Genomic DNA, 21488 nt, shown 5'->3' on the forward strand with positions numbered 1-21488 from the left:
TAAATGTAGTTGCAAATACAGTGCTCCGTCAATGATAGGGCCGCTTCGCGGACTTCTCCCGGGTTTGATGTAACGCCCGATGACTGCAATCGCCTGCGCTAATTTTTCCCGCCTGGATTCGTTTTATAGGGACGACGTGCCTTTGTGCTTCCTGCCTATTGCTCCGGATCCCAAGAAATGAACGCTGAAGACTCCTTGAAACTTGCTCGCCGGTTTATCGGGTTGCCCCTGGAAAAACGCCAGTTGTTCCTCCAGGCGCTGCAAAAGGAAGGGATCGACTTCTCGCGTTTTCCGATTCCGGCCCAGGTCGAGGCCGAGGATCGCCAGGCGTTGTCCTACGCCCAGCAGCGTATGTGGTTTCTCTGGCAACTGGATCCTGCCAGCGCAGCCTATAACCTGCCGGGAGCGGTGCGTCTAAAGGGCACCTTGAGCCTGCCGGCCATCGAGCAGGCGTTTGCCAGCCTGATCGCGCGGCATGAAACCCTGCGCACAGTGTTCCAGCGCCAGGCCGATGAGCGCCTGGTGCAAGTGCCCTGCCAGCCTGCGTTAGCGATTGAACCACTGGATCTTGGCAACTTGCCGCCGGCTGAGCGCGAACAGGCGGTGATGGCTGCCGCCACCGCGCAATCGCTGCAACCCTTCGACCTGGCCAATGGCCCCTTGCTGCGCGTGCAATTGCTCAAACTCGCCGAGCAAGAGCATGTGTTGCTGCTGACCCTGCATCACATCGTCTCGGACGGCTGGTCGATGAACGTGCTGATCGACGAGTTCATCCGATGCTATGACGCCTTTGAACGCAACCAGTCGCCACAACTGCCAGACCTGCCGATCCAGTACAGCGACTACGCCTTGTGGCAGCGCCGCTGGCTGGAGGCGGGGGAGCAGGCGCGGCAGCTGGATTACTGGCGCGAACAGTTGGGCGATGAACACCCGGTGCTGGAGTTGCCAACGGACTTTGCACGCCCAGTCGTGGCCAGCCATCAGGGCCAGCGCTATGAGTTCGCCTTGCCGGCAGCCTTGGCCGACGGTGCGCGGTTGTTGGCTCGCCAGCAGAACGTATCGTTGTTCACCGTGCTGCTGGCAGCGTTCAAGATCCTGCTGTTTCGCTACACCGGCCAGACTGACCTGCGGGTAGGCGTGCCGATTGCCAACCGGCATCGCGGTGAAACCGAGGGCCTGATCGGGCTGTTCGTCAACACTCAAGTCATGGCTGCCCACGTTGATGGGCAGGCGCGGGTCAGCGACCTGTTGCAGGGGCTCAAGGATGTGGTCAATGGCGCCCAGGCCCACCAGGACCTGCCGTTCGAGCGCCTGGTCGAGGCGCTCAAGCCGGAGCGCAGCCTGAGCCACACGCCACTGTTCCAGGTGCTCTACAACCACCAGCCACAAGTGGCAGACCTAGAAGCGCTGGTGCTGGAATCCGGACTCTCCCTGAGCCTGGTCGAGTGGCAGAGCCGCACCACTCAGTTCGACCTCAGCCTCGACACCTGGGAAAAGGGCGGCACCCTGCGCGCTGCATTGACCTTCGCCACCGACCTGTTCACGCCCGCCACCATCGAGCGTATGGCCCGCCACTGGAGCCACTTGCTCGGCGGCATGATCGACAACGTACAGCAGCGCGTGGCTGAGTTGCCGATGCTCGACGCCAGCGACTATCAGCAGCAAATTCATGGCTGGAACGCCACCGCCTCTGAGTACCCGCAAGCGCGCAGCATCCATCGACTGATCGCCGAGCAGGTGGAGCGCCAGCCCGACGCTCTGGCCCTGACCTTTGGCAGCAAGACTCTGAGTTATCGCCAATTGGACGGCCAGGCCAATCAACTGGCGCACAAGCTGATCGAGCTGGGCGTTGGCCCCGAAGTGCGCGTTGGCGTGGCCATGCAGCGCACCGACGCCTTGATCGTTGCCTTGCTTGGCGTGCTCAAGGCCGGCGGCGCCTATGTGCCGCTGGACCCGGATTACCCGGCTGACCGCGTCGCCTACATGCTGCAAGACAGTCGCGCTCAGGTGCTGCTGACCGAGGCCGAGCTGCTCGCCGACTTGCCTCAGACCCAGGCCCAGGTGTTGCAGATGGATCAACTGGCTGGCTACCCGTTGAGCGCACCGGTCACCCAGGTTGCGCCCAACAACCTGGCCTACGTGATCTACACCTCCGGCTCCACCGGCAAGCCCAAGGGCGTAGCCATTGCCCATGGCAACGTACTGGCACTGATCCACTGGTCGCAGCAGGTCTACAGTCGCGAAGATATCCAGGGTGTGCTGGCTTCCACTTCGGTGTGTTTCGACCTCTCGGTGTGGGAGATTTTCGTCACCCTGGCCAACGGCGGCTCGCTGATCCTTGCCCGCAATGCCCTGGAACTGCCCGAGCTGCCGGCCCGTGACCAGGTGCGCCTGATCAACACCGTACCCTCGGCCATCAATGCCTTGCAGCGTGCCGGGCAGATCCCCGAGAGTGTGCGCATCATCAACCTGGCCGGCGAGCCGCTCAAGCAATCCCTGGTGGACCGCCTCTATCAGCAACCGTCGATCAAGCAGGTCTTTGATCTGTACGGCCCGTCCGAAGACACCACCTATTCCACCTGGACCCCTCGCGAAGCCTTGGGCCAGCCGTCCATTGGCCGGCCGTTGAGCAACACCCAGGGTTATATCCTCGATGCCGACCTGCAACCGGTGCCTACCGGGGTCGCTGCCGAGCTGCACCTGGCCGGCGCCGGGCTCACCCGGGGCTATCTGGGCCGGGCCGCGATGACTGCCGAAAAATACGTACCCAACCCGTTCTCCAGTACTGGCGAACGGCTGTACCGCACTGGCGACCTGACCCGCTATCGCGCCGATGGCGTGATCGAGTACGTCGGGCGGATCGACCATCAAGTGAAGATCCGTGGTCTGCGGATTGAGCTGGGGGAGGTCGAAGCGCGCCTGCTCAGTCACCCGCAAATCAAGGAAGCACTGGTGATCGCCCAGGATGGACGCTTGCTGGTGGCTTACGTGGTGCCGACAGCAATGCCCCAGGATCACGAGGTATTCACGCAAACGTTGCATGCGTACCTGGCCGAAACTTTGCCTGAATACATGCTGCCAACGGTGACCATGGCCTTGGCACAGTTTCCCTCGACCCCCAATGGCAAGCTGGACCGCAAGGCGCTGCCGCGGGCCGGTGAGGCCAAGGTGCAGGCGTTCAGTGCGCCGCAGGATCCACGGCAACTGCTGCTTGCCGGGATCTGGCAAGACATTCTTGGGCAGTCGCAGATTGGCCTGGATGACAACTTTTTCGAACTGGGCGGCGACTCCATCGTGTCGATCCAGGTGGTCAGCCGTGCCCGCCAGGCCGGTTTGCAACTGGCGCCCAGCGACCTGTTCCGCCACCAGACCCTACGCAGCCTGGCCGCTGCCGCGCGTGAAGTGTCGGCGCTGGCCATCGAGCAAGGCCCGGTCCAGGGGCCGGTGCTGTTGACCCCGGTGCAGCAATGGTTCTTTGCCGAGGATATTCCCACACGCCAGCACTGGAACCAGTCGCTGCTGCTGACTCCGCGTCAGCCGGTAGACGTCACAGCACTGGCTGGCGCGTTGCAGGCGCTGGTGGCGCAACACGATGCCTTGCGTCTGCGCTTTGTCGAGCGCGGGGAGGGCTGGGAACAGACTCATGCCCCGTCGGCAACTGTGGAGTTGTGGCAGCGCCAGGCCGCCAGCGTCGAGGAATTGCGTGAGCACTGTGATCTCGCCCAGGCCAGCCTGGACCTGGAGCACGGCCCGTTGATGCGGGCCTTGCTCGTGGACATGGCCGACGGCAGCCAGCGCCTGTTGCTGGTGCTGCATCACCTCGTGGTGGATGGGGTGTCCTGGCGTGTGTTGCTGGAAGACTTGCAGCGCGGCTACGGCCAAGGCGTGGCCGGCCAACCGCTGACCACGGCGCACAAGACCAGCGCCTACCAGCAGTGGGCAGTACGCTTGGACGACTACAGCCGCAGCCCGGCGCTGCTGGCTGAGTTGGCGTACTGGCGCGAACAATTGCAGGGTGTGGCAAACGACTTGCCCCGGGATAACCCGCAGGGCCGGCAAACCCAGGCAGTGGCTGAGCATATCCGCTGGCGCCTGGACCGCGAGCAAACCCGTCAACTGCTGCAACAGGCGCCAGCGGCGTACCGTACTCAGGTCAACGACCTGTTGCTGGCGGCCCTGGCGCGCACGATTTGTCAATGGACCGGACACCCTTCGGCGCTGATCCAGCTGGAAGGCCACGGTCGTGAAGAGCTGTTCGATGACATCGACCTGACTCGCACCGTGGGCTGGTTCACCAGCCTCTACCCGTTGCGCCTGACGCCAAGCGTTGAGCTGGGTGCCACCCTCAAGGCGATCAAGGAACAGTTGCGCCAGGTGCCCAACAAGGGCATTGGCTACGGTGTGTTGCGCTACGGCGCGGCGGCCAATGAACTGGCGGTCCTGGCCCAGCCAAGGATTACCTTCAATTACCTGGGACAGTTCGACCAGCAATTTGGTGAGGATGCGTTGTTCGTACCGGCCAGCGAAGGCGGCGGCCAGGCCCAGAGCCTGGACACGCCCTTGGCCAACTGGCTGAGTGTGGAAGGGCGGGTCTACGCCGGTGAACTGGAACTGGACTGGAGCTTCAGTGGCGAAGTCTTTCGTCGGGACACCATCCAGGCCCTGGTGGACAGCTGCGCGCGCACCTTGCACGAACTGATTGAACACTGCCTCGATCCACAACAGGGCGGCGCGACGCCTTCGGACTTCCCGCTGGTCAGCCTCGACCAGGCACAACTGGAAGGCCTGGGCCTGCCATTGGCGCAGATCGAGGACCTCTATCCGCTGTCGCCGATGCAGCAGGGCATGCTGTTCCACAGCGCCTACGATGCCGAGCCCGGCGCCTACATCAATCAACTGCGCCTGACCATTGAAGGCCTGGACGTGGCGCGGTTTGCCCAGTGCTGGGAGGCGGTGCTGGAGCGCCATGAAGTGCTGCGCGCACGATGTATCTGGGAAGGCCAGGCGCAGGCGATGCAAGCGATCCAGCGCTCGGTGCAATTGCCGCTGACAGTGCTGGAGAGCGCTCCTGACGACCTCGATCGTTTGGCCCTTGAACAGCGCGAACAAGGCTTCGACCTGCATCAGGCGCCGTTGTTGCGCCTGGTGCTAGTACCGCTGGCGGCCCGGCGTTATGAGCTGATCTACACCAGCCACCACATCCTGATGGATGGCTGGAGCAATGCCCAACTGCTGGGGGAGGTCTTGCAGCGGTACGCCGGACAAGTGCCGCCACCGGCCACCGGGCGTTATGCCGACTATGTGGGCTGGCTGCTGGCGCAGGACGCCGACGCCAGCGAGCAATTCTGGCGCGTGCAACTGCAAGCGCTGCCCGCGCCGACCTTGCTTGGCAACGCCTTGCCGGCGCCGCGCGAGGGCAGTGGCCATGCCAGTCACCACGTACTGCTGGACGCAACCACCACCGCGCGCCTGGGTGAGTTTGCCCGGCACAACAAGGTCACCTTCAATACCCTGTTGCAAGCGGCATGGGCGGCTTTGCTGCAACGTTATTGCGGCCAGTCGAGCGTGGCCTTTGGCGCCACAGTGGCCGGGCGTCCGGCTCATTTAGCCGGGATCGAGCAGCAGGTCGGGTTGTTTATCAATACCTTGCCGATCATTTGCAGCCCGGATGCCACCCATAGCGTCGCCAACTGGCTGCAGCACGTGCAGGCGCACAGTGTGCTCCTGCGTGAGCATGAGCACACACCGTTGTACGACATTCAACGCTGGGCCGGGCAGCCTGGTAGTGCGCTGTTCGACACCTTACTGGTGTTTGAAAACTATCCGGTGTCCCAGGCGCTGCAAGCCGGTGCGCCGGCCGGCTTGAGCTTCAGCGGGCTGCACAACCATGAACAGACCAGCTATCCGCTGACCCTGGGCATCGAGTTGGGTGAAACCCTGAGCCTGGACTTCAGCTACGCCCGGGCCGATTTCAGCCCGCAGCAGATACGCGTTATCGGCACAAGCCTGCTGCAACTGCTTGCGCAGTTTGTTGAGGATAACCAGCAAGCACTGGGCAACCTGAGCCTGCGCGAGCCAACCCTGGAGCAAACCGCAGTACAGCCGGCACTCGACCCGCTGCTGGCGCACCAGCGTATCGAACGCCGCGCGGCAGCGACCCCGGATGCCCTGGCCTTGATCAGCGGTGACGAGCGCTGGACCTATGCCGAGCTCAACCAGCGCGCCAACCGTCTGGCCCATCGCTTGCGCGAGCAGGGCGTGATGCCCGGCCAGCGCGTCGGGCTGGCGGTGCGTCGCGGTGGGGCGATGATTGCCAGCCTGTTGGCGATCCTCAAGGCAGGCGCCGCCTACGTGCCACTGGACCCCGATTACCCAGCCCAGCGCCTGGCCTACATGATTGATGACAGCGCAATGGACCTGCTGCTGCGCCAACCCGGCGTACTCGACGACGTCCTGGCCGATGCACGCGTGCCGTGCCTGCTGCTCGACGGTTCGGAGCGCGACTACCCACGCACCAACCTGGCCAACCTGGCGCAGGCCGAGCATCTGGCCTATGTGATCTACACCTCCGGTTCCACCGGGCAGCCCAAGGGCGTGTCCATCGCCCATGGCGCGCTGCGCGAATTCTGCACGATAGCCGCCGAATACTCACAACTCACGTCCCAGGATCGGGTACTGCAATTTGCAACATTCAGCTTCGACGGTTTTGTCGAACAGTGCTTCCCGCCGCTGTGCGAAGGCGCCTGCCTGGTGCTGCGCGGCGATGAAACCTGGGACACGGCGACCTTGTACGAGCAGATCATCGAACACGGCGTGACCTTGGCCGATTTGCCGGCAGCCTATTGGTTCCTGCTGGCCCAGGACTGGGCGGCGGACCCGCAGCGCAGTCGCGGGCGACTGCGCCAGGTGCACGTGGGGGGTGAGGCGATGTCGGTGGAGGGGCTCAAGCTCTGGCACGCCGCAGGCCTTGGCGGCGTGCGCTTGCTCAATACCTACGGCCCGACCGAAGCCACGGTAGTGTCCAGCACCCACTTGTGCCAGCTCGAGGATGTCGATGAAGCCAATGGCGTACCGATTGGTCGTGCCTTACCGGGGCGAGCGCTGTATGTGCTCGACCGCGACGCCAACCCGGTGCCCGATGACGTGGTGGGTGAGTTGTGTCTCGCCGCCTGTGAAGGTTTGGCCCAGGGTTATCACCAGCGTCCGGCACTGACCGCCGAGCGTTTTATTCCCGATCCTTTAGCCGCCGTGGCCGGCAGCCGCGTGTATCGCACTGGCGATCTTGCGCGCCGCGACGCGGCGGGCGTGGTGCATTACTGCGGGCGGATCGACCATCAGGTGAAGATCCGTGGTTTTCGCATCGAGCTGGGCGAAATCGAATCGCGCCTGTTGCAACAATCCGGTGTGCGTGACGCGGTGGTCCTGGCCCATCAAGGCGCAAGTACCCAGCAACTGGTGGCCTATATCGTGCCGGCGCAGGCCGAGCGCTCGTTGTGCGAGCGCCTCAAGGCCAGTCTCAAGGCGAGCATGCCGGACTACATGGTGCCGACCTATTGGATGGTGCTCGACCACTTGCCACTGACCTCCAACGGCAAACTCGACCGCAAGGCCCTGCCGGCACCGGACGCCAGCCTGTTGCAACAGGACTACGTGGCACCGGTCACGGCACTGCAACAGCAACTGGCCGATATCTGGCAAACAGTGTTGAACCTGCCGCGCGTGGGTTTGAACGACAACTTCTTCGAGCTGGGAGGCGATTCGATCCTGTCGATGCAGGTGGTCAGCCGCGCCCGTCAGGCGGGGCTGCATTTCACTGCCAAAGCGTTGTTCGAGCAGCAAACGATTCAAGGTTTGGCCAGCGTAACGCGCAGCGGTGAAGGCGTGCCGACCATCGACCAAGGGCCGGTGGCCGGCGTCATGCCGTTGCTGGCGGTGCAGCAGGCGTTCTTCGAGGAGGATGTTCCCCAGCGCCATCACTGGAACCAATCCGTGCTGCTTGCGCCCCAGCAACCCCTGGACGGCGCACGACTCGCCCAGGCCTTGCAGGCGCTGGTCGCCCATCACGATGCCTTGCGCCTGAATTTCTACCGCGACGGCGAGCAGTGGGTCGCCAGCCATGGCGAGGCGTCGAACCCTGAGCTGCTGTGGCAGCATCGGGTCAACGATGAAGCCCAGCTCCAGGCGGTGGCCGATCAGGCCCAGGCCAGCCTGGACCTGCAACAAGGCCCGCTGCTGCGCGCGGTGTTGTTTGAGCGTGCCGATGGCAGCCAGCGCTTACTGGTGGCGATTCACCACCTGGTAGTCGACGGCGTGTCATGGCGCATCCTCTTGCAAGATCTGCAGGACGCTTACCGTCAGCCCGCCCTGGGCTTACCGGCCAAGACCACCGCGTTCAAAACCTGGGCCGAGCAACTGCAAGGTCTTGCCCGCAGTCCCGCGCTGCAAGCCGAGATTTCGTTTTGGCAATCACTGGGCGCAACCGACAACCATCTGCCGGGCGCCAAGCCGGATGCCAGCTTGCGCAGTCGCGACGGCGTCACGCTTGATACACGCCTGAATGCCGAGCTGACCCGGCGCCTGTTGCAGGATGCGCCAGCGGCCTACCGCACCCAGGTCAACGATCTGCTGCTGACCGCGCTGGCGCGAGTCATCACGCGCTGGACGGGACGCAGCGAGGTGCTGATCCAGCTCGAAGGCCATGGCCGTGAAGAGCTGTTCGACAACCAGGACCTGACCCGCACCGTGGGTTGGTTCACCAGCCTGTTCCCGGTGCGTCTGGCGCCTGCCGAGGCGCTGGGAGATTCAATCAAGCAGGTCAAGGAACAACTGCGCGCCATTCCCAACCGGGGCGCAGGCTTTGGCGTCTTGCGTTACCTGGGTGACGCTGCCGTGCAGCAAACCCTGGCGGCACTGCCGGCGCCGCGTATCACCTTCAACTATCTGGGCCAATTCGACAGCACCGTTGAAGGCGAGCAAACGGCGTTGTTTTTGCCCAGTGGCGAGCATGCCGGGGTTGAGCAGCATCCGGACGCACCACTGGGTAACTGGTTGACCCTCAACGGCCAGGTATTTGAAGGCCAATTGTGCCTGGGCTGGACGTTCAGCCAGCAGATGTTCGACGCAGCGACCATCCAGCCACTGGCCGACGCCCTGGCTGTAGAGCTCAAGGCTGTGATTGAGCACTGCACCACAACCGGTCATCACGGCGTGACACCGTCGGACTTCCCGCTGGCGGCGTTGACACAGGCCCACGTGGATGTGCTTGCCGGCGCGCCTGAAGCCATCGAAGACATCTACCCGCTCTCGGCCATGCAGCAAGGCATGTTGTTCCACAGCTTGCTGGAGCAAAGCGGCGGCGATTACGTCAATCAGATGCAAGTATCGGTGGACGGCCTGGACCCAGAACGCTTTCGCGCAGCGTGGCAGGCGGTGGTCGATGGGCACGCCATTCTGCGCACGGCCTTTGCCTGGCAGGGCGGTTTGCCGCAGCCGATGCAGGTGGTGCACAAGCAGCTTGATGTGCCCTTTACCGTGCTCGACTGGCGCGCGCGCGACGATCAATCAGTTGCGCTGCAAGCGCTGGCTGCTGCCGAACTGGCCCAGGGTTTTGACTTGAACCGGCCTGGGCTATTACGCCTGGTACTGGTGCGCCTGGATGACCGTCGTTGCGAACTGCTTTACACCAACCATCACATCCTGATGGACGGCTGGAGCAATTCCCAACTCCTGGGTGAGGTGCTGCAGCGTTATGACGGCCAGGCGCCGGGGCCGTCCGTTGGGCGCTATCGCGATTACATCGCCTGGCTGCAACGCCAGGATCAACAGGCCAGTGAACAATTCTGGAGCGCCAATCTGACGGCACTGGAGGAGCCGACCCTGCTGGCACAGACGGTCAGTGGCCAGGGGCAGGCCGCCGCCGGTCACGGCGACCATCACTTGATGTTGGATGGGGAGCAAACCCGCCGCCTGAGCGAGTTTGCCCGCCAGCAAAAAGTCACCTCCAACACCTTGGTGCAGGCCGCGTGGCTGTTGCTGTTGCAGCGCTACACTGGGCAGGACTGCGTGGCGTTTGGTGCCACGGTCGCCGGTCGCCCGGCTGACTTGCCGGGTATCGAGCAGCAGGTTGGGCTGTTCATCAATACCTTGCCGGTGGTTGCCAGCCCGCGCGCCGAGCAAACCGTCAGCCAATGGTTACAGGTCGTGCAGGGGCAAAACCTGGCCTTGCGCGAGCATGAGCACACGCCGTTGTTCGATATCCAGCGTTGGGCCGGGCAGAGCGGTGACGCACTGTTCGACAGCCTGCTGGTATTTGAAAACTACCCGGTGGCCGAAACCCTCAAGCGCGGCGCGCCGCAAGGCTTGGTGTTCGGCGAAGTGCAGAGTCATGAGCAGACCCATTATCCGTTGAGCCTGTCGGTCAGTCTGGGGCAGACCCTGAGTGTGCATTACCGCTATAGCCATGGGCACTTTAGCGCCGACACCATCAGCGAGCTCAGCGGGCATTTCAGCCACGTGCTGCTGGGTATGCTCGATCAGCCCGAGCTGGCGCTGGGTGATTTGTCGATGCAAGGCGCTGCGCGGCAACAACAGATGGTCGCGCAATGGAACCCGGCGGCAGTCGATTACCCGCGCGGGCAATGCATCCACCAACTGTTCGAGGCCCAGGCTGAGCGCGCTCCCGATGCCGTCGCCCTGGTGTTCGGCCAGCAGTCGCTGACCTATCGCGAGCTCAACGAACAGGCCAACCAACTGGCGCATCGGTTGCTGGCCGAAGGTGTCGGGCCGGATCGTCTGGTGGGGATCGCGGTGGAGCGCGGCTTGCCGATGATCATCAGCCTGCTGGCGATCCTCAAGGCCGGTGGCGCCTATGTGCCGCTGGACCCGGCATACCCGGCTGATCGCCTGGCGTACATGATGCAAGACAGCGGCCTGAGGTTGCTGATTACCCAGGCGCCGCTGCTGGGGGCGCTGCCAATTCCAGGCGGTGTTGAGGCGCTGGTGCTGGACGGTGAGGCGGGCTGGTTCGCGGGCTATCCGAGCCACAACCCGCAGCCATCGGCCGGACCGGGCAACCTCGCCTATGCAATCTACACCTCCGGTTCAACCGGCAAGCCCAAAGGGGTAATGGTGCCCCATGGCGCCCTGGGCAACTTCATTGCGAGCATGGCCCGCCAGCCGGGGCTTGCGGTGGGAGAGCGGATCCTGTCTCTGACCACCTTCTCGTTCGATATCTTCGGCCTGGAGATTTACCTGCCGCTGACCGTTGGCGCCTGTGCGGTGTTGGTGGACAAAGACACCACCCTCGACCCGGACGCGATCCTCGCCACCGTGGCTACCCAGCGTGTCAACACCCTGCAAGCCACGCCCTCGACCTGGCGCATGTTGCTCGACAGCCCGCAGGTGGCGGCGTTGCAGGGCTGCACCTTGCTCTGCGGTGGCGAAGCCCTGGCCGATGAACTGGCGGCACGCATGCTCGCCCTCGGTGGAGCGGTATGGAACCTCTATGGGCCAACCGAAACCACCATTTGGTCAGCCGCCCATCGTCTCGACGGCCAGCCATGGCTGGGGCGGCCGATCGACAACACCGGCCTGTACATCGTCAGCCAGGACGGTGCCTTGGCCCCGGTCGGCGTGCCCGGCGAGCTGTTGATCGGCGGTGATGGCCTGGCGCGCGGCTACTTCCAGCGCCCAGGCCTGACTGCCGAACGTTTCCTGCCCGACCCGTTCGGTGCGCCCGGCCAGCGCTTGTACCGCACCGGCGACCTGGCGCGCTATCGCGCCGAAGGGGTGATCGAATACCTCGGGCGCTTGGACCACCAGGTGAAAATTCGCGGCTTCCGGATCGAACTGGGGGAAATCGAAGCGCGCATCCAGGCCCAGGATGCTGTGCGCGAAGCGGCCGTGGTGGCCCTCGATGGACCCAGCGGCCCGCAACTGGTGGGTTACGTAGTGCTCGCCGAATCGACGGACAGCACCGAGCAACATACGGCGTTGCGCGAGTCGATCAAGGCCGGGCTCAAGCAGCATCTGGCCGACTACATGATCCCTGCGCACCTGGTGTTCGTTGCGCAGATGCCCTTGACCCCCAACGGCAAACTGGACCGCAAGGCCTTGCCGGCACCGGATGTCAACCAGACGCAAAAAGCCTATGTGGCGCCGGTTTCGGAACTTGAGCAGCAACTGGCCGGGATCTGGCAAGAGGTGCTCAAGGTCGAGCGCGTGGGGCTTGGCGACAACTTCTTCGACCTGGGCGGGCACTCCCTGCAAGTGGTGGTGATGCTGTCCCGTGTGCGGGCAGTGCTTGGGGTAGACGTGGCCGTGAAGGACTTTTACGCGCAGGACAGCCTCGGGGCCTTGGCCCAATCGCTGGTCGATGCGACCCGGGACGATGGCCTGGATGATGACTTTGACCTGATCTTCGATGCCCTTGATGAGCTGGAGCAGGAAAACCTGGAGGAAACCAATGCTTAAGCAAGGCGGGGCCAAAACCGCAGAACTGGTGGCGCGCATCAAGGACTTGAGCGCACCCAAGCGTGCGCAACTGTTCCGCAAGCTGGAGCAGCAGGGCGTCAACGTCGCGCGTTTCCCGATTGTGCCGGCTAGCGAAACCGGGCCCCAGCAACTGTCGTATGCCCAGCAGCGGCAATGGTTTCTCTGGCAGTTCGACCCAACGGGCAGTGCCTACAACATCTGTACGGCGCTGCATTTGAAGGGGGAGCTGGATGTCGAGGCGCTGCAACGCAGCCTGTCGCAGGTGCTGGCGCGCCATGAAGGGCTGCGCGCCGGATTTGTGCAGCAAGGCGAGCAGGTGCGATGCATCATGCGGCCCATCGAAGCCGTGGAGCTGGCGGTGCAGGCTGCCCCGGCAGGCGATCCCGAGTCCTTAATCAAGGCGTTTGTCCAGGTGCAGAGCAGCCAGCCGTTCGATCTGGAACACGATCAGCTGCTGCGCGCCGCAGTGTTGCGTCTGGCGGACGATGAGCACGTGTTGGTACTGACGTTGCACCACATCATCACCGATGGCTGGTCGATGCAGATCATGATCGATGAGCTGCTGGCGCTGTACATTGCCCAGGTCACGGGCACGCCTTGCGCGTTGCCGGCACCGATCATTCAATACGCTGACTATGCCGCCTGGCAACGGCAATGGCTGGAGGCCGGGGAAGGGCGCCGGCAACTGGATTACTGGCGCGGTAAATTGGGCAGCGAGCACGTCTTGCTTGAACTACCGGTGGATCGCCCACGCCTGGGGCCACCGGACCAGCGTGGGGCGACGCTGCCGCTGGCGTTGGATCGTGCCTTGAGCGACGGCCTCAAGGGCCTGGCGCAGCAGCAAGGGGTGAGCCCGTTCATGTTGTTGCTGGCGTCGTTCCAGGTGCTGCTGCACCGCTACAGCGGCCAGTCTGACATTCGCGTCGGCGTACCCACCGCCAACCGCAACCGGGCCGAGACCGAGCGGGTCATCGGCTTTTTCGTCAATACCCAGGTGATGCAGGCCACGCTCGACAGCCAGCAGCCCTTTGCGGACTTTGTGCAGACGGTCAAGGCGGCGGCCCACGAGGCCCAGACCTGGCAAGACCTGCCGTTCGAGCAGTTGGTGGAGGCGCTGCAGCCCGAGCGCAACAGCCTGCACACGCCGCTGTTCCAGGTGATGTTCAACCATCAGATGGAAACTGGCCGGTTTGCCGATGGCCAACCCCTGGGCGGATTGCTGTGCACGCCAGTCGACTCGGAGAACCTCAGTGCGCCGTTTGACCTGACCCTCAATACCTTCGACGGCCCTGATGGCCTGTCGGCGGTCCTCACCTATGCCACCGATATCTTTGACGCCTCGACCGTCGAACGCATGGCGCGGCATTGGCAGAGATTGTTGCAGGGCATGGTCGATGATCCACGGCAGCGCATCGGTCAACTGCCGATGCTCAACGCCACTGAACAGCGCCTGGCGTTGCAAACCTGGAACGCCAGCACTGCCGACTACCCTCGCGACAGCGCCATCCACCACCTGATCGAAGCCCAGGCCGCCCGCACCCCGGATGCCGTAGCATTGGTCTTCGACACCCAGTCATTGACCTTTGCCCGACTCAACCAGCAGGCCAACCGCCTGGCCCATCGACTGATCGAGGCCGGTGTCGGCCCGGATGTACTGGTGGGGATTGCGGTGCAACGCAGCGTTGACCTGGTGGTCGGGCTGCTGGCGATTCTCAAGGCCGGTGGCGCCTATGTGCCACTGGACCCGGCGTACCCCGAGGAACGCCTAGCCTACATGATGCAAGACAGCGGCCTGGCCCTGCTGCTGACCCAGGCACCGTTGCTGGCGCGCTTGCCGATCCCGGCCGGGGTCAGTGCCCTGGCCCTGGACCAACCGGATGCGTGGCTCGATGGCTACAGCTGCGAAAACCCGCTGCCGCGCACCACGGCCGAACACCTGGCCTACGTGATCTACACCTCCGGCTCCACCGGCAAGCCCAAAGGCGTGATGGTGCGCCATGGCGCCCTGACCAACTTTGTGTGCAGCATGGCCCGCCAGCCGGGCCTGGATGCCAATGACCGGCTGCTGTCGCTGACCACCTTTTCGTTCGATATTTTCGGCCTGGAAATCTATGGGCCACTGTTGGCTGGCGCAACCCTGGTGCTGACCGGGCAGGACATCAACCTCGACCCGCAAGCCTTGCTTGCCCTGGTCAAACAGCAGCGCATCAGCGTGTTGCAGGCCACGCCCTCGACCTGGCGCATGCTGCTCGATCACCCGCAGGCCGATGAGCTCAAGGGCTGCAAACTGCTGTGCGGCGGTGAGGCGCTGCCCCTGGAACTGGCGACCCGCCTTTTGGCGCTTTCGCCCCAGGTGTGGAACCTCTACGGGCCGACCGAGACCACCATCTGGTCGGCGCAGTACCCGCTCACGCCAACCCAGCCGCAGCCGTGGCTGGGCGGGCCGATTGCCAATACCAGCCTGTATATCCTCGACGATAACCTGGCGCCGGTGCCGGTCGGGGTGGCGGGTGAATTGTTGATTGGCGGCGATGGCCTGGCGCGGGGTTATTTCCAGCGCCCGGCACTCACCGCCGAACGCTTCCTGCCTGACCCATTTGGTGCGCCCGGTACGCGCCTGTACCGCACCGGCGACCTGGCGCGCTACCGCGCGGACGGGGTGATCGAGTACATCGGCCGGGTGGATCACCAGGTAAAAATCCGTGGATTGCGGATCGAACTGGGGGAAATCGAGGCGCGGCTGTTGGAGCAACCGCAAGTGCGTGAAGCCGCCGTGGTGGTGCGGGACGTCGCTGGCCATCCGCAGTTGGTGGCGTACGTGGTTGCCGTGCAAGCGGTCAGCGATGAACAGGCGCTGCGTGAGGCGTGCAAGCGTCAGCTCAAGGGCGACCTGCCGGAGTACATGGTGCCCAGCCATTGGGTCTTCCTCGACAGCCTGCCGCTGACTCCCAACGGCAAGCTCGATCGCAAGGCGTTGCCGGCGCCGGATGCCAGTGCCTTGCAGCAGCACTACATCGCGCCGCGCAATGTCTTGGAGCAGCAGATTGCCGAGGTCTGGCAACAGGTGCTGGGTCTGGCGCAGGTGGGGGTGAGCGACAACTTCTTCGAACTGGGCGGGCACTCGCTGCTGGCCACCCAGGTGATTGCGCGGCTCAAGCAAACCCTGGCCAGCGACCCTGGCTTGCGGGACCTGTTCAATGCTCCGGTGTTGGAAGACTTTGCCGCCGTGTTGGCGGGCCGCTCGGCCGCGCAACCGGCGCAGATCGCCTTGCGGGCCCATGGCCCGCGCAGCACTGCGCCCTTGTCCCTGGCCCAGCGCCGCTTGTGGGTGGCCGAACAGTTCTCGGCCGGCAACGGCGCGTACGGTATGCCGCTGGCGTTGCGCTTGCGTGGCGAAGTCTCGGTGCCGTTGCTGATCGAAAGCCTCAAGTGCGTGGTGCAGCGTCATGAAGTGCTGCGCACCGCCTATGTCGCAGACGATGACGGCGATCCATTGGCAGTGATTTCGCCTGAGGTGGCACTGGACTTCGCCCTGGTCGACCTGTCGCACCTGGACCGTATCGAACAGGAAGCCCAGGTCGCCCAGGCCACGCTGGACAACACCCGACACCCGATCAACCTGGCACAAGCGCCGCTGTTGCGTGGGCAGATCCTGCGCCTGGGTGCCCATGAGCATGTGCTGCTGTATTCGATGCACCACATCATTTCCGATGGTTGGTCGATGGCGGTGCTGGTGGGTGAACTGGTGCAACACTACGCCGCGCTCAAGCACGGCCGTGGCATCGACTTGCCGCCGCTGCCGGTGCAATACAGCGACTATGCCCAATGGCAACTGGCGCTGGAGCAGGCCGGGGTCTTGCAGCAACAGGCCCACTACTGGAAGGACGCCCTGGCCGGTCATCCCGGCCAACTCCTGTTACCCACTGATTTTCCACGGCCGCCAGTACCGTCTTTTGAAGGCTCCAGCGAGTCGTTCAGCGTGCCGCCGGTATTGGGCGAGGCACTCAAAGGCTTGTCCGGCCGCCACGGCGTCACGCCTTACACCACCTTGCTGGCGGCATTCCAGGTGTTACTGCATCGCCTGGGCACCAGCGACGACTTGCTGGTGGGCGCTGATGTCGCGGGGCGTCAGCATGCCGAGCTGGAAGGCTTGATTGGTTTCTTCGTGAATATCCTGCCCCTGCGTTCGCGCTTCGACGCAAAGGCCCGGTTCAGTGATTTCCTCGCTGCTGCGCGGGAAACCTCCCTCACGGCATTCGAGCATCAGGACCTGCCCCTGGACATGATCGCCGAAGCCAGCAACGTGCCCCGGCACAGGGGCTTCAACCCCTTGGTGCAAGTGCTGTTTGTGATGAACAACCTGCCGGTGTACAGCGCTGGCCTGGCGGACATTGCCGTGGAGGTGGTGCCCAGCCTGGGCGGCTATTCCAAGTTCGACATGGCGTTGTTCATCGACGAAGAAGCCGGGCAGTGGCAAGGCACCTGGCAGTACGCCAATGACTTATTCAAACAAGAGCGCATTACCGAGCTTGTGAGCGCCTGGATGGGAATTCTTCAACAGATTGTCATGGATCCAGACATCCGATTAGGGGACATCATCATGCCGTCGAATACCGCTGTTGCTCCTGCCGCACCTGCCAGCCCGAAAGCCGACAAACTGGGCAAGTTCCTCAAGAAACCGTCGAGCCCGGTGGCCAGAGCCCCGCTGCCGGCGATGCGTGAATCGCTGTTGAACGCCGACCAGGTATTCCCGTTGCTGATGGAGCCCAATGATCCGGGGCTCGACCTGGTGACGTGGGTCCAGGCCAATCGCGCCTTGGTCGAGGAGAAGTTGGCGCGGCATGCGGGGATCCTGTTCCGAGGCTTTGCCATGCGTGATATCCACGACTTCGAGGCCTTTGCCGAAGCGGTCCAGCCGGGCCTGTACGGCCAGTACGGCGACTTGCCGAAGAAAGAGGGCGGCAAGAACACCTACCGCTCTACGCCGTACCCGGAAAAGAAAATGATCCTGTTCCACAACGAGAGCTCGCATCAGGATCGCTGGCCGCGCAAGCAACTGTTTTTCTGCGAGCAACCGTCGCCCGTGGGCGGTGCCACGCCGGTGGTCGATTGCCGGCAGATGTACCTGCGTTTGCCGCAAGCGTTGCGCGATACATTCGAAAGCAAGGGCCTGCTGTATGTGCGCACCTTCGCCGATAAGCTCGACGTGTCCTGGCAGCATTTTTTCAAGACCGAAGACCGCGCCCAGGTCGAGCAGCGCTGCGCGCTGGCTGGCATTCAATGGACCTGGCTGGACAACGACGAACTGCAAATCCGCACCCCGTGCCCGGCGATCATCACCCACCCGACCACGGGCGAGAAAACCTTCTTCAACCAGGTGCAACTGCACCACATCTACTGCCTGGACCCTGACGTGCGCGACGACCTGCTGGGCCTGTTCGGTCCCGAGCGGATGCCGCGCCACGTGTACTACGGCGATGGCAGCCCGATTGAAGACGTGGTGATGCAACTCCTGGGCGAACTCTACGAGGCCTGTGCGGTGCGTTTTGACTGGCGCAAGGGCGATGTGATCCTGCTGGACAACATGCTTGCCGCCCACGCCCGCGACCCCTTTGAAGGCCCACGCAAAATCGTCGTGGCCATGGGTGAAATGATCGAGCGGCGCGACCTGGAAACGGTAACGCCCTCTACACGTATGCAAACTGAAGGGACTGAGGCATGAGTACGCTTAACGATGCAGGCCTGGCGCTGCTCCCGGAACAACAACAGCGGGTGCTGGACGCACAGGACGGTGCGAGCTGGGGTGATATCGCGCACCTGTTGCATATCCAGATCAAGGGCGCGCTCGACGTTTCACGCCTGCAAGCGGCTTTTAACGGTTTGAGCCAGCGTCACACCGCGCTGCTCGCCCGATTGGCGACGGCGCCCGGTTATCGTGGCCTGCGGCAGTTCTTTGAGGCCGGTGCGGCGAATGTGGCATTGGCGGTGGATGAGTCCAGCGACACCGCGCAGGTCTTGGTGCAGTGGTGCCAACGCCCGGTGAGCCTGGCGTCCGGGGTGTTTTTCGAGGGTCTGTTGCAGCGTATCGACGCGCAACACTGGCAATTGACCCTGGGCTTGGCGGGTTTTGTGGGGGATCAGGCGAGCCTGGGGATTCTTTATCAAGACCTGTGTACGGCGTATGAGCAGGGCAGTTGCGCCGTGGATGAGGAGCTGGGGCAGTTTGCCCAGTACCTGGAGTGGCATGCCGAAGTAGTGCTCGACGAAGATGCCGATACTGCCAAGGCCTATTGGCAAGCCTGCCTGCCGAGCACTGGGGTGCTGGCACCGGAGTTGCCGGTGCGCTACGCGGACACTGCGCCGGGCAAGGCCGGTGGGCAGACACTGACTGCCGCCCTCGACCCACGTGTGCTGGAGCGCCTGAGCCAACTGGCAGCCCAGCACAACACGCCGGTGACCACGCTATTGCAAGCAGCCTGGTGGGTGCTGCTGGCGCGCGTCAGTGGGCGCGAAGGTTTTGTCGCGGGCCTGCGGCATGACGCGCGCCAGGACTATGAGTTCTTCGCACCCACCGTGGGCCTGCTGGAAAGAACCCTGCCGTTGAACCTGAACCTGGCGCCGACAGCATCGTTCACGCGTGTGTTGGCTGAGCTGACCGGTGTGCTGGAGACCCATGGCACCTGGCAAGAATATGCGCCGCTCGACGCCGGCCTGCCGCTGACCCATGGCTTTGGTGTGCGCCAGCAACCGGCAGCGCGCACAGTGGGGACATGCACCTGGAGCGGCGCCTACAGTGCTGATCTTCGGCCGCTGTTTGAACTGGCGCTGAATGTCGATATGGAGGAGGGCGGCGCTGTCTCCGGCCTGTCGCTGGACTATGCCGCTGCCGTTTATAGCCAGGCCGCGATGCAGACGCTGCTGGCGCAGTATCAAGTGCTATTGGGCAGTTTGCTGGAGCAGCCGGACGCGGCCATCGCAACCCTGAGCCTGTTGGGTGAGGCGGAACGCCAACGCCTGCTGGCGTTCAATCCCGCGCCGCAAGTGCTGGAAGAGCGGGTGCTGTTGCCTGAGCATATTCTCAATTGGGCCGAAATCACCCCGGACGCGTTGGCATTGGTCGCGGGGCAGCAGTCGCTGACCTACGCCGAGTTGGATGCCGGCGTGCGTCAATTATCCAGCCGTCTGCGTCAAAAGGGTGTAGCCCCGGGCAGCATTGTCGCCCTGGCCTTGCCGCGTGGCGTGGCCCAGGTGCTGACTATTCTTGCGACCTGGCGCACAGGCGCTGCCTATCTGCCGCTGGACCCGAACTGGCCAGTGGCGCGCCAGGCCCAACTGGTGGAACAGGCCGGCGCGCAACTACTGGTCACCCAGGGTATGGCTTTGGATGGAGTCGGTTGCGCAGTACTGGACCTCGATCAAAAGATGCAGCAACCGCTGGCGCAAGGACCTAGTGCAACCCTGCAAGGCCAGGACGCCGCTTATGTACTGTTTACCTCCGGCACCACCGGGGTGCCCAAGGGCGTGGTGGTCGAGCATCGGCAATTGCTCAATTACGTCGCGGGCGTCAGCAGTGAGCTGGAGCTGGCTGCTTGCCGGCACTTCGCCCAAGGCTCCACTGTCGCGGCGGACCTGGGTAACACCAGCCTGTTTGGTGCGCTGTACAACGGCGCCACCTTGCATATCGTTGACGAGGCGACGATGCAGGATCCCGAAGCCTTCGCAGCCTTCATCGACACCCAGGGCATTGATTGCCTGAAAATCGTGCCGTCCCATCTTGCCGCCTTGCTCGAAGCACCGCAGCCGAAGGTGCCGGCCACCCTGATCCTCGGCGGCGAAGCCATCGGCCAGGGGACGGTTGCGCGCATCTTCAACCTGCGCGCCGATTGCCGTCTGTTCAATCACTACGGGCCCACCGAAACCACCGTTGGCGTCGCCGTGCATACAATCAGCCCGGACGACTTGCAACACCTGGCCATTCCCCTGACTCGGGTATTGCCCAACAACCAGTTGTTCGTCCTCAACGAGGGCCTGCAACTGGTGGCCTGCGGCGAACTGGGTGAGCTGTATATCGGCGGCCAGCAATTGTGCCGTGGCTACCTGAATGACCCGGCGCAGACCGATGCAGCGTTTATCAACAGTCCGTTTAACCCTGGCGAACGGTTGTACCGCAGCGGCGACCTGGCCCGCTACCTGCCACAAGGCGGTATCGCGCTGTATGGCCGGCGTGACCATCAGGTTAAGGTGCGCGGGTTCCGTATCGAACTGGCAGAAATCGAACAACAATTGCTGCGCGTGCCAGGCGTGAGCGAAGCCGTGGTGCTGCTGGCGCACGATGAGCCGGTCGCCTTTGTACTGCCGAGCCAGGACGCGCCTGCGGATTGGCTGCAAACCCTCAAGCAGCAAATGGCTGAGCGCTTGCCGGCGGTGATGGTGCCGCACCAGTACCAGGTGGTGCAGCACATGCCGCGCCTGGGCAACGGCAAAGTCGACCGCCAGGCCTTGCAGAATCTGGAGTTGGTCGAAGAAGACGACACCTTCATCGAGCCCCTGGACGCCCTTGAAACCTTGCTGGCCAGTCGCATGGCCCAGTTGCTGGGGCGCGAGCGCTTGAGCCGCGACCGCGACTTCTTCGCCGCCGGTGGCCATTCGCTGCTGGTGATCAAGCTGGTCGCCGGGATTCGCAAACTGCTGCACTGCGAAGTCCACCCCGGCATCGTGTTCGATCACCCAAGTCCCGGCGCACTGGCCCAGGCCTTGCGCGCCCAGGAAGATAGCCCAGGCCAGTTGGAGAAACTGGCCCAGGCACGTTTGCGGCTGGACGCAATGAGTCCAGAGGAAAAGGCCGCGCTGCTGGAGAAGGCGCGCCAACAGGCGGCGGTGCAGAGCTAAAACGGTTGCGGGCGCTGCCAGTCAGTCAGCGCTCGCAAGTTTTATGCTGTTGCGAACGATTCTCATAAATTGTAGTCTAGCGCCCCCTATGTGTGCCCTGCACACGG

Annotated in this window: 3 protein-coding genes; all 3 read left to right on the plus strand. The window is 63.6% G+C overall.

Annotation, left to right across the window (positions count from 1 at the left end; all coding sequences use genetic code 11):
- Positions 1-177 precede the first annotated feature (177 nt).
- The 3 genes from K1X80_RS11275 to K1X80_RS11285 are packed head-to-tail and all read left to right on the plus strand — an operon-like array spanning position 178 to position 21381.
- Entirely contained in the window at positions 178-12471 is a 12294-nt protein-coding gene (locus tag K1X80_RS11275; RefSeq protein WP_220172895.1) for a non-ribosomal peptide synthase/polyketide synthase, read from the plus strand.
- On the plus strand, positions 12464-18214 hold the full coding sequence (locus K1X80_RS11280) for a non-ribosomal peptide synthetase (protein ID WP_258571555.1): 5751 nt from the start codon (positions 12464-12466) through the stop codon (positions 18212-18214). The genes K1X80_RS11275 and K1X80_RS11280 overlap by 8 nt, the downstream gene beginning before the upstream one ends.
- Complete coding sequence (locus K1X80_RS11285; RefSeq protein ID WP_220172897.1) at positions 18211-21381, plus strand: amino acid adenylation domain-containing protein; 3171 nt, start codon at positions 18211-18213, stop codon at positions 21379-21381. The genes K1X80_RS11280 and K1X80_RS11285 overlap by 4 nt, the downstream gene beginning before the upstream one ends.
- The last annotated feature ends 107 nt before the right edge of the window (positions 21382-21488 follow it).

The organism is Pseudomonas sp. So3.2b, from assembly GCF_019464415.1.
Taxonomy (GTDB): Bacteria; Pseudomonadota; Gammaproteobacteria; order Pseudomonadales; family Pseudomonadaceae; genus Aquipseudomonas; species Aquipseudomonas shahriarae.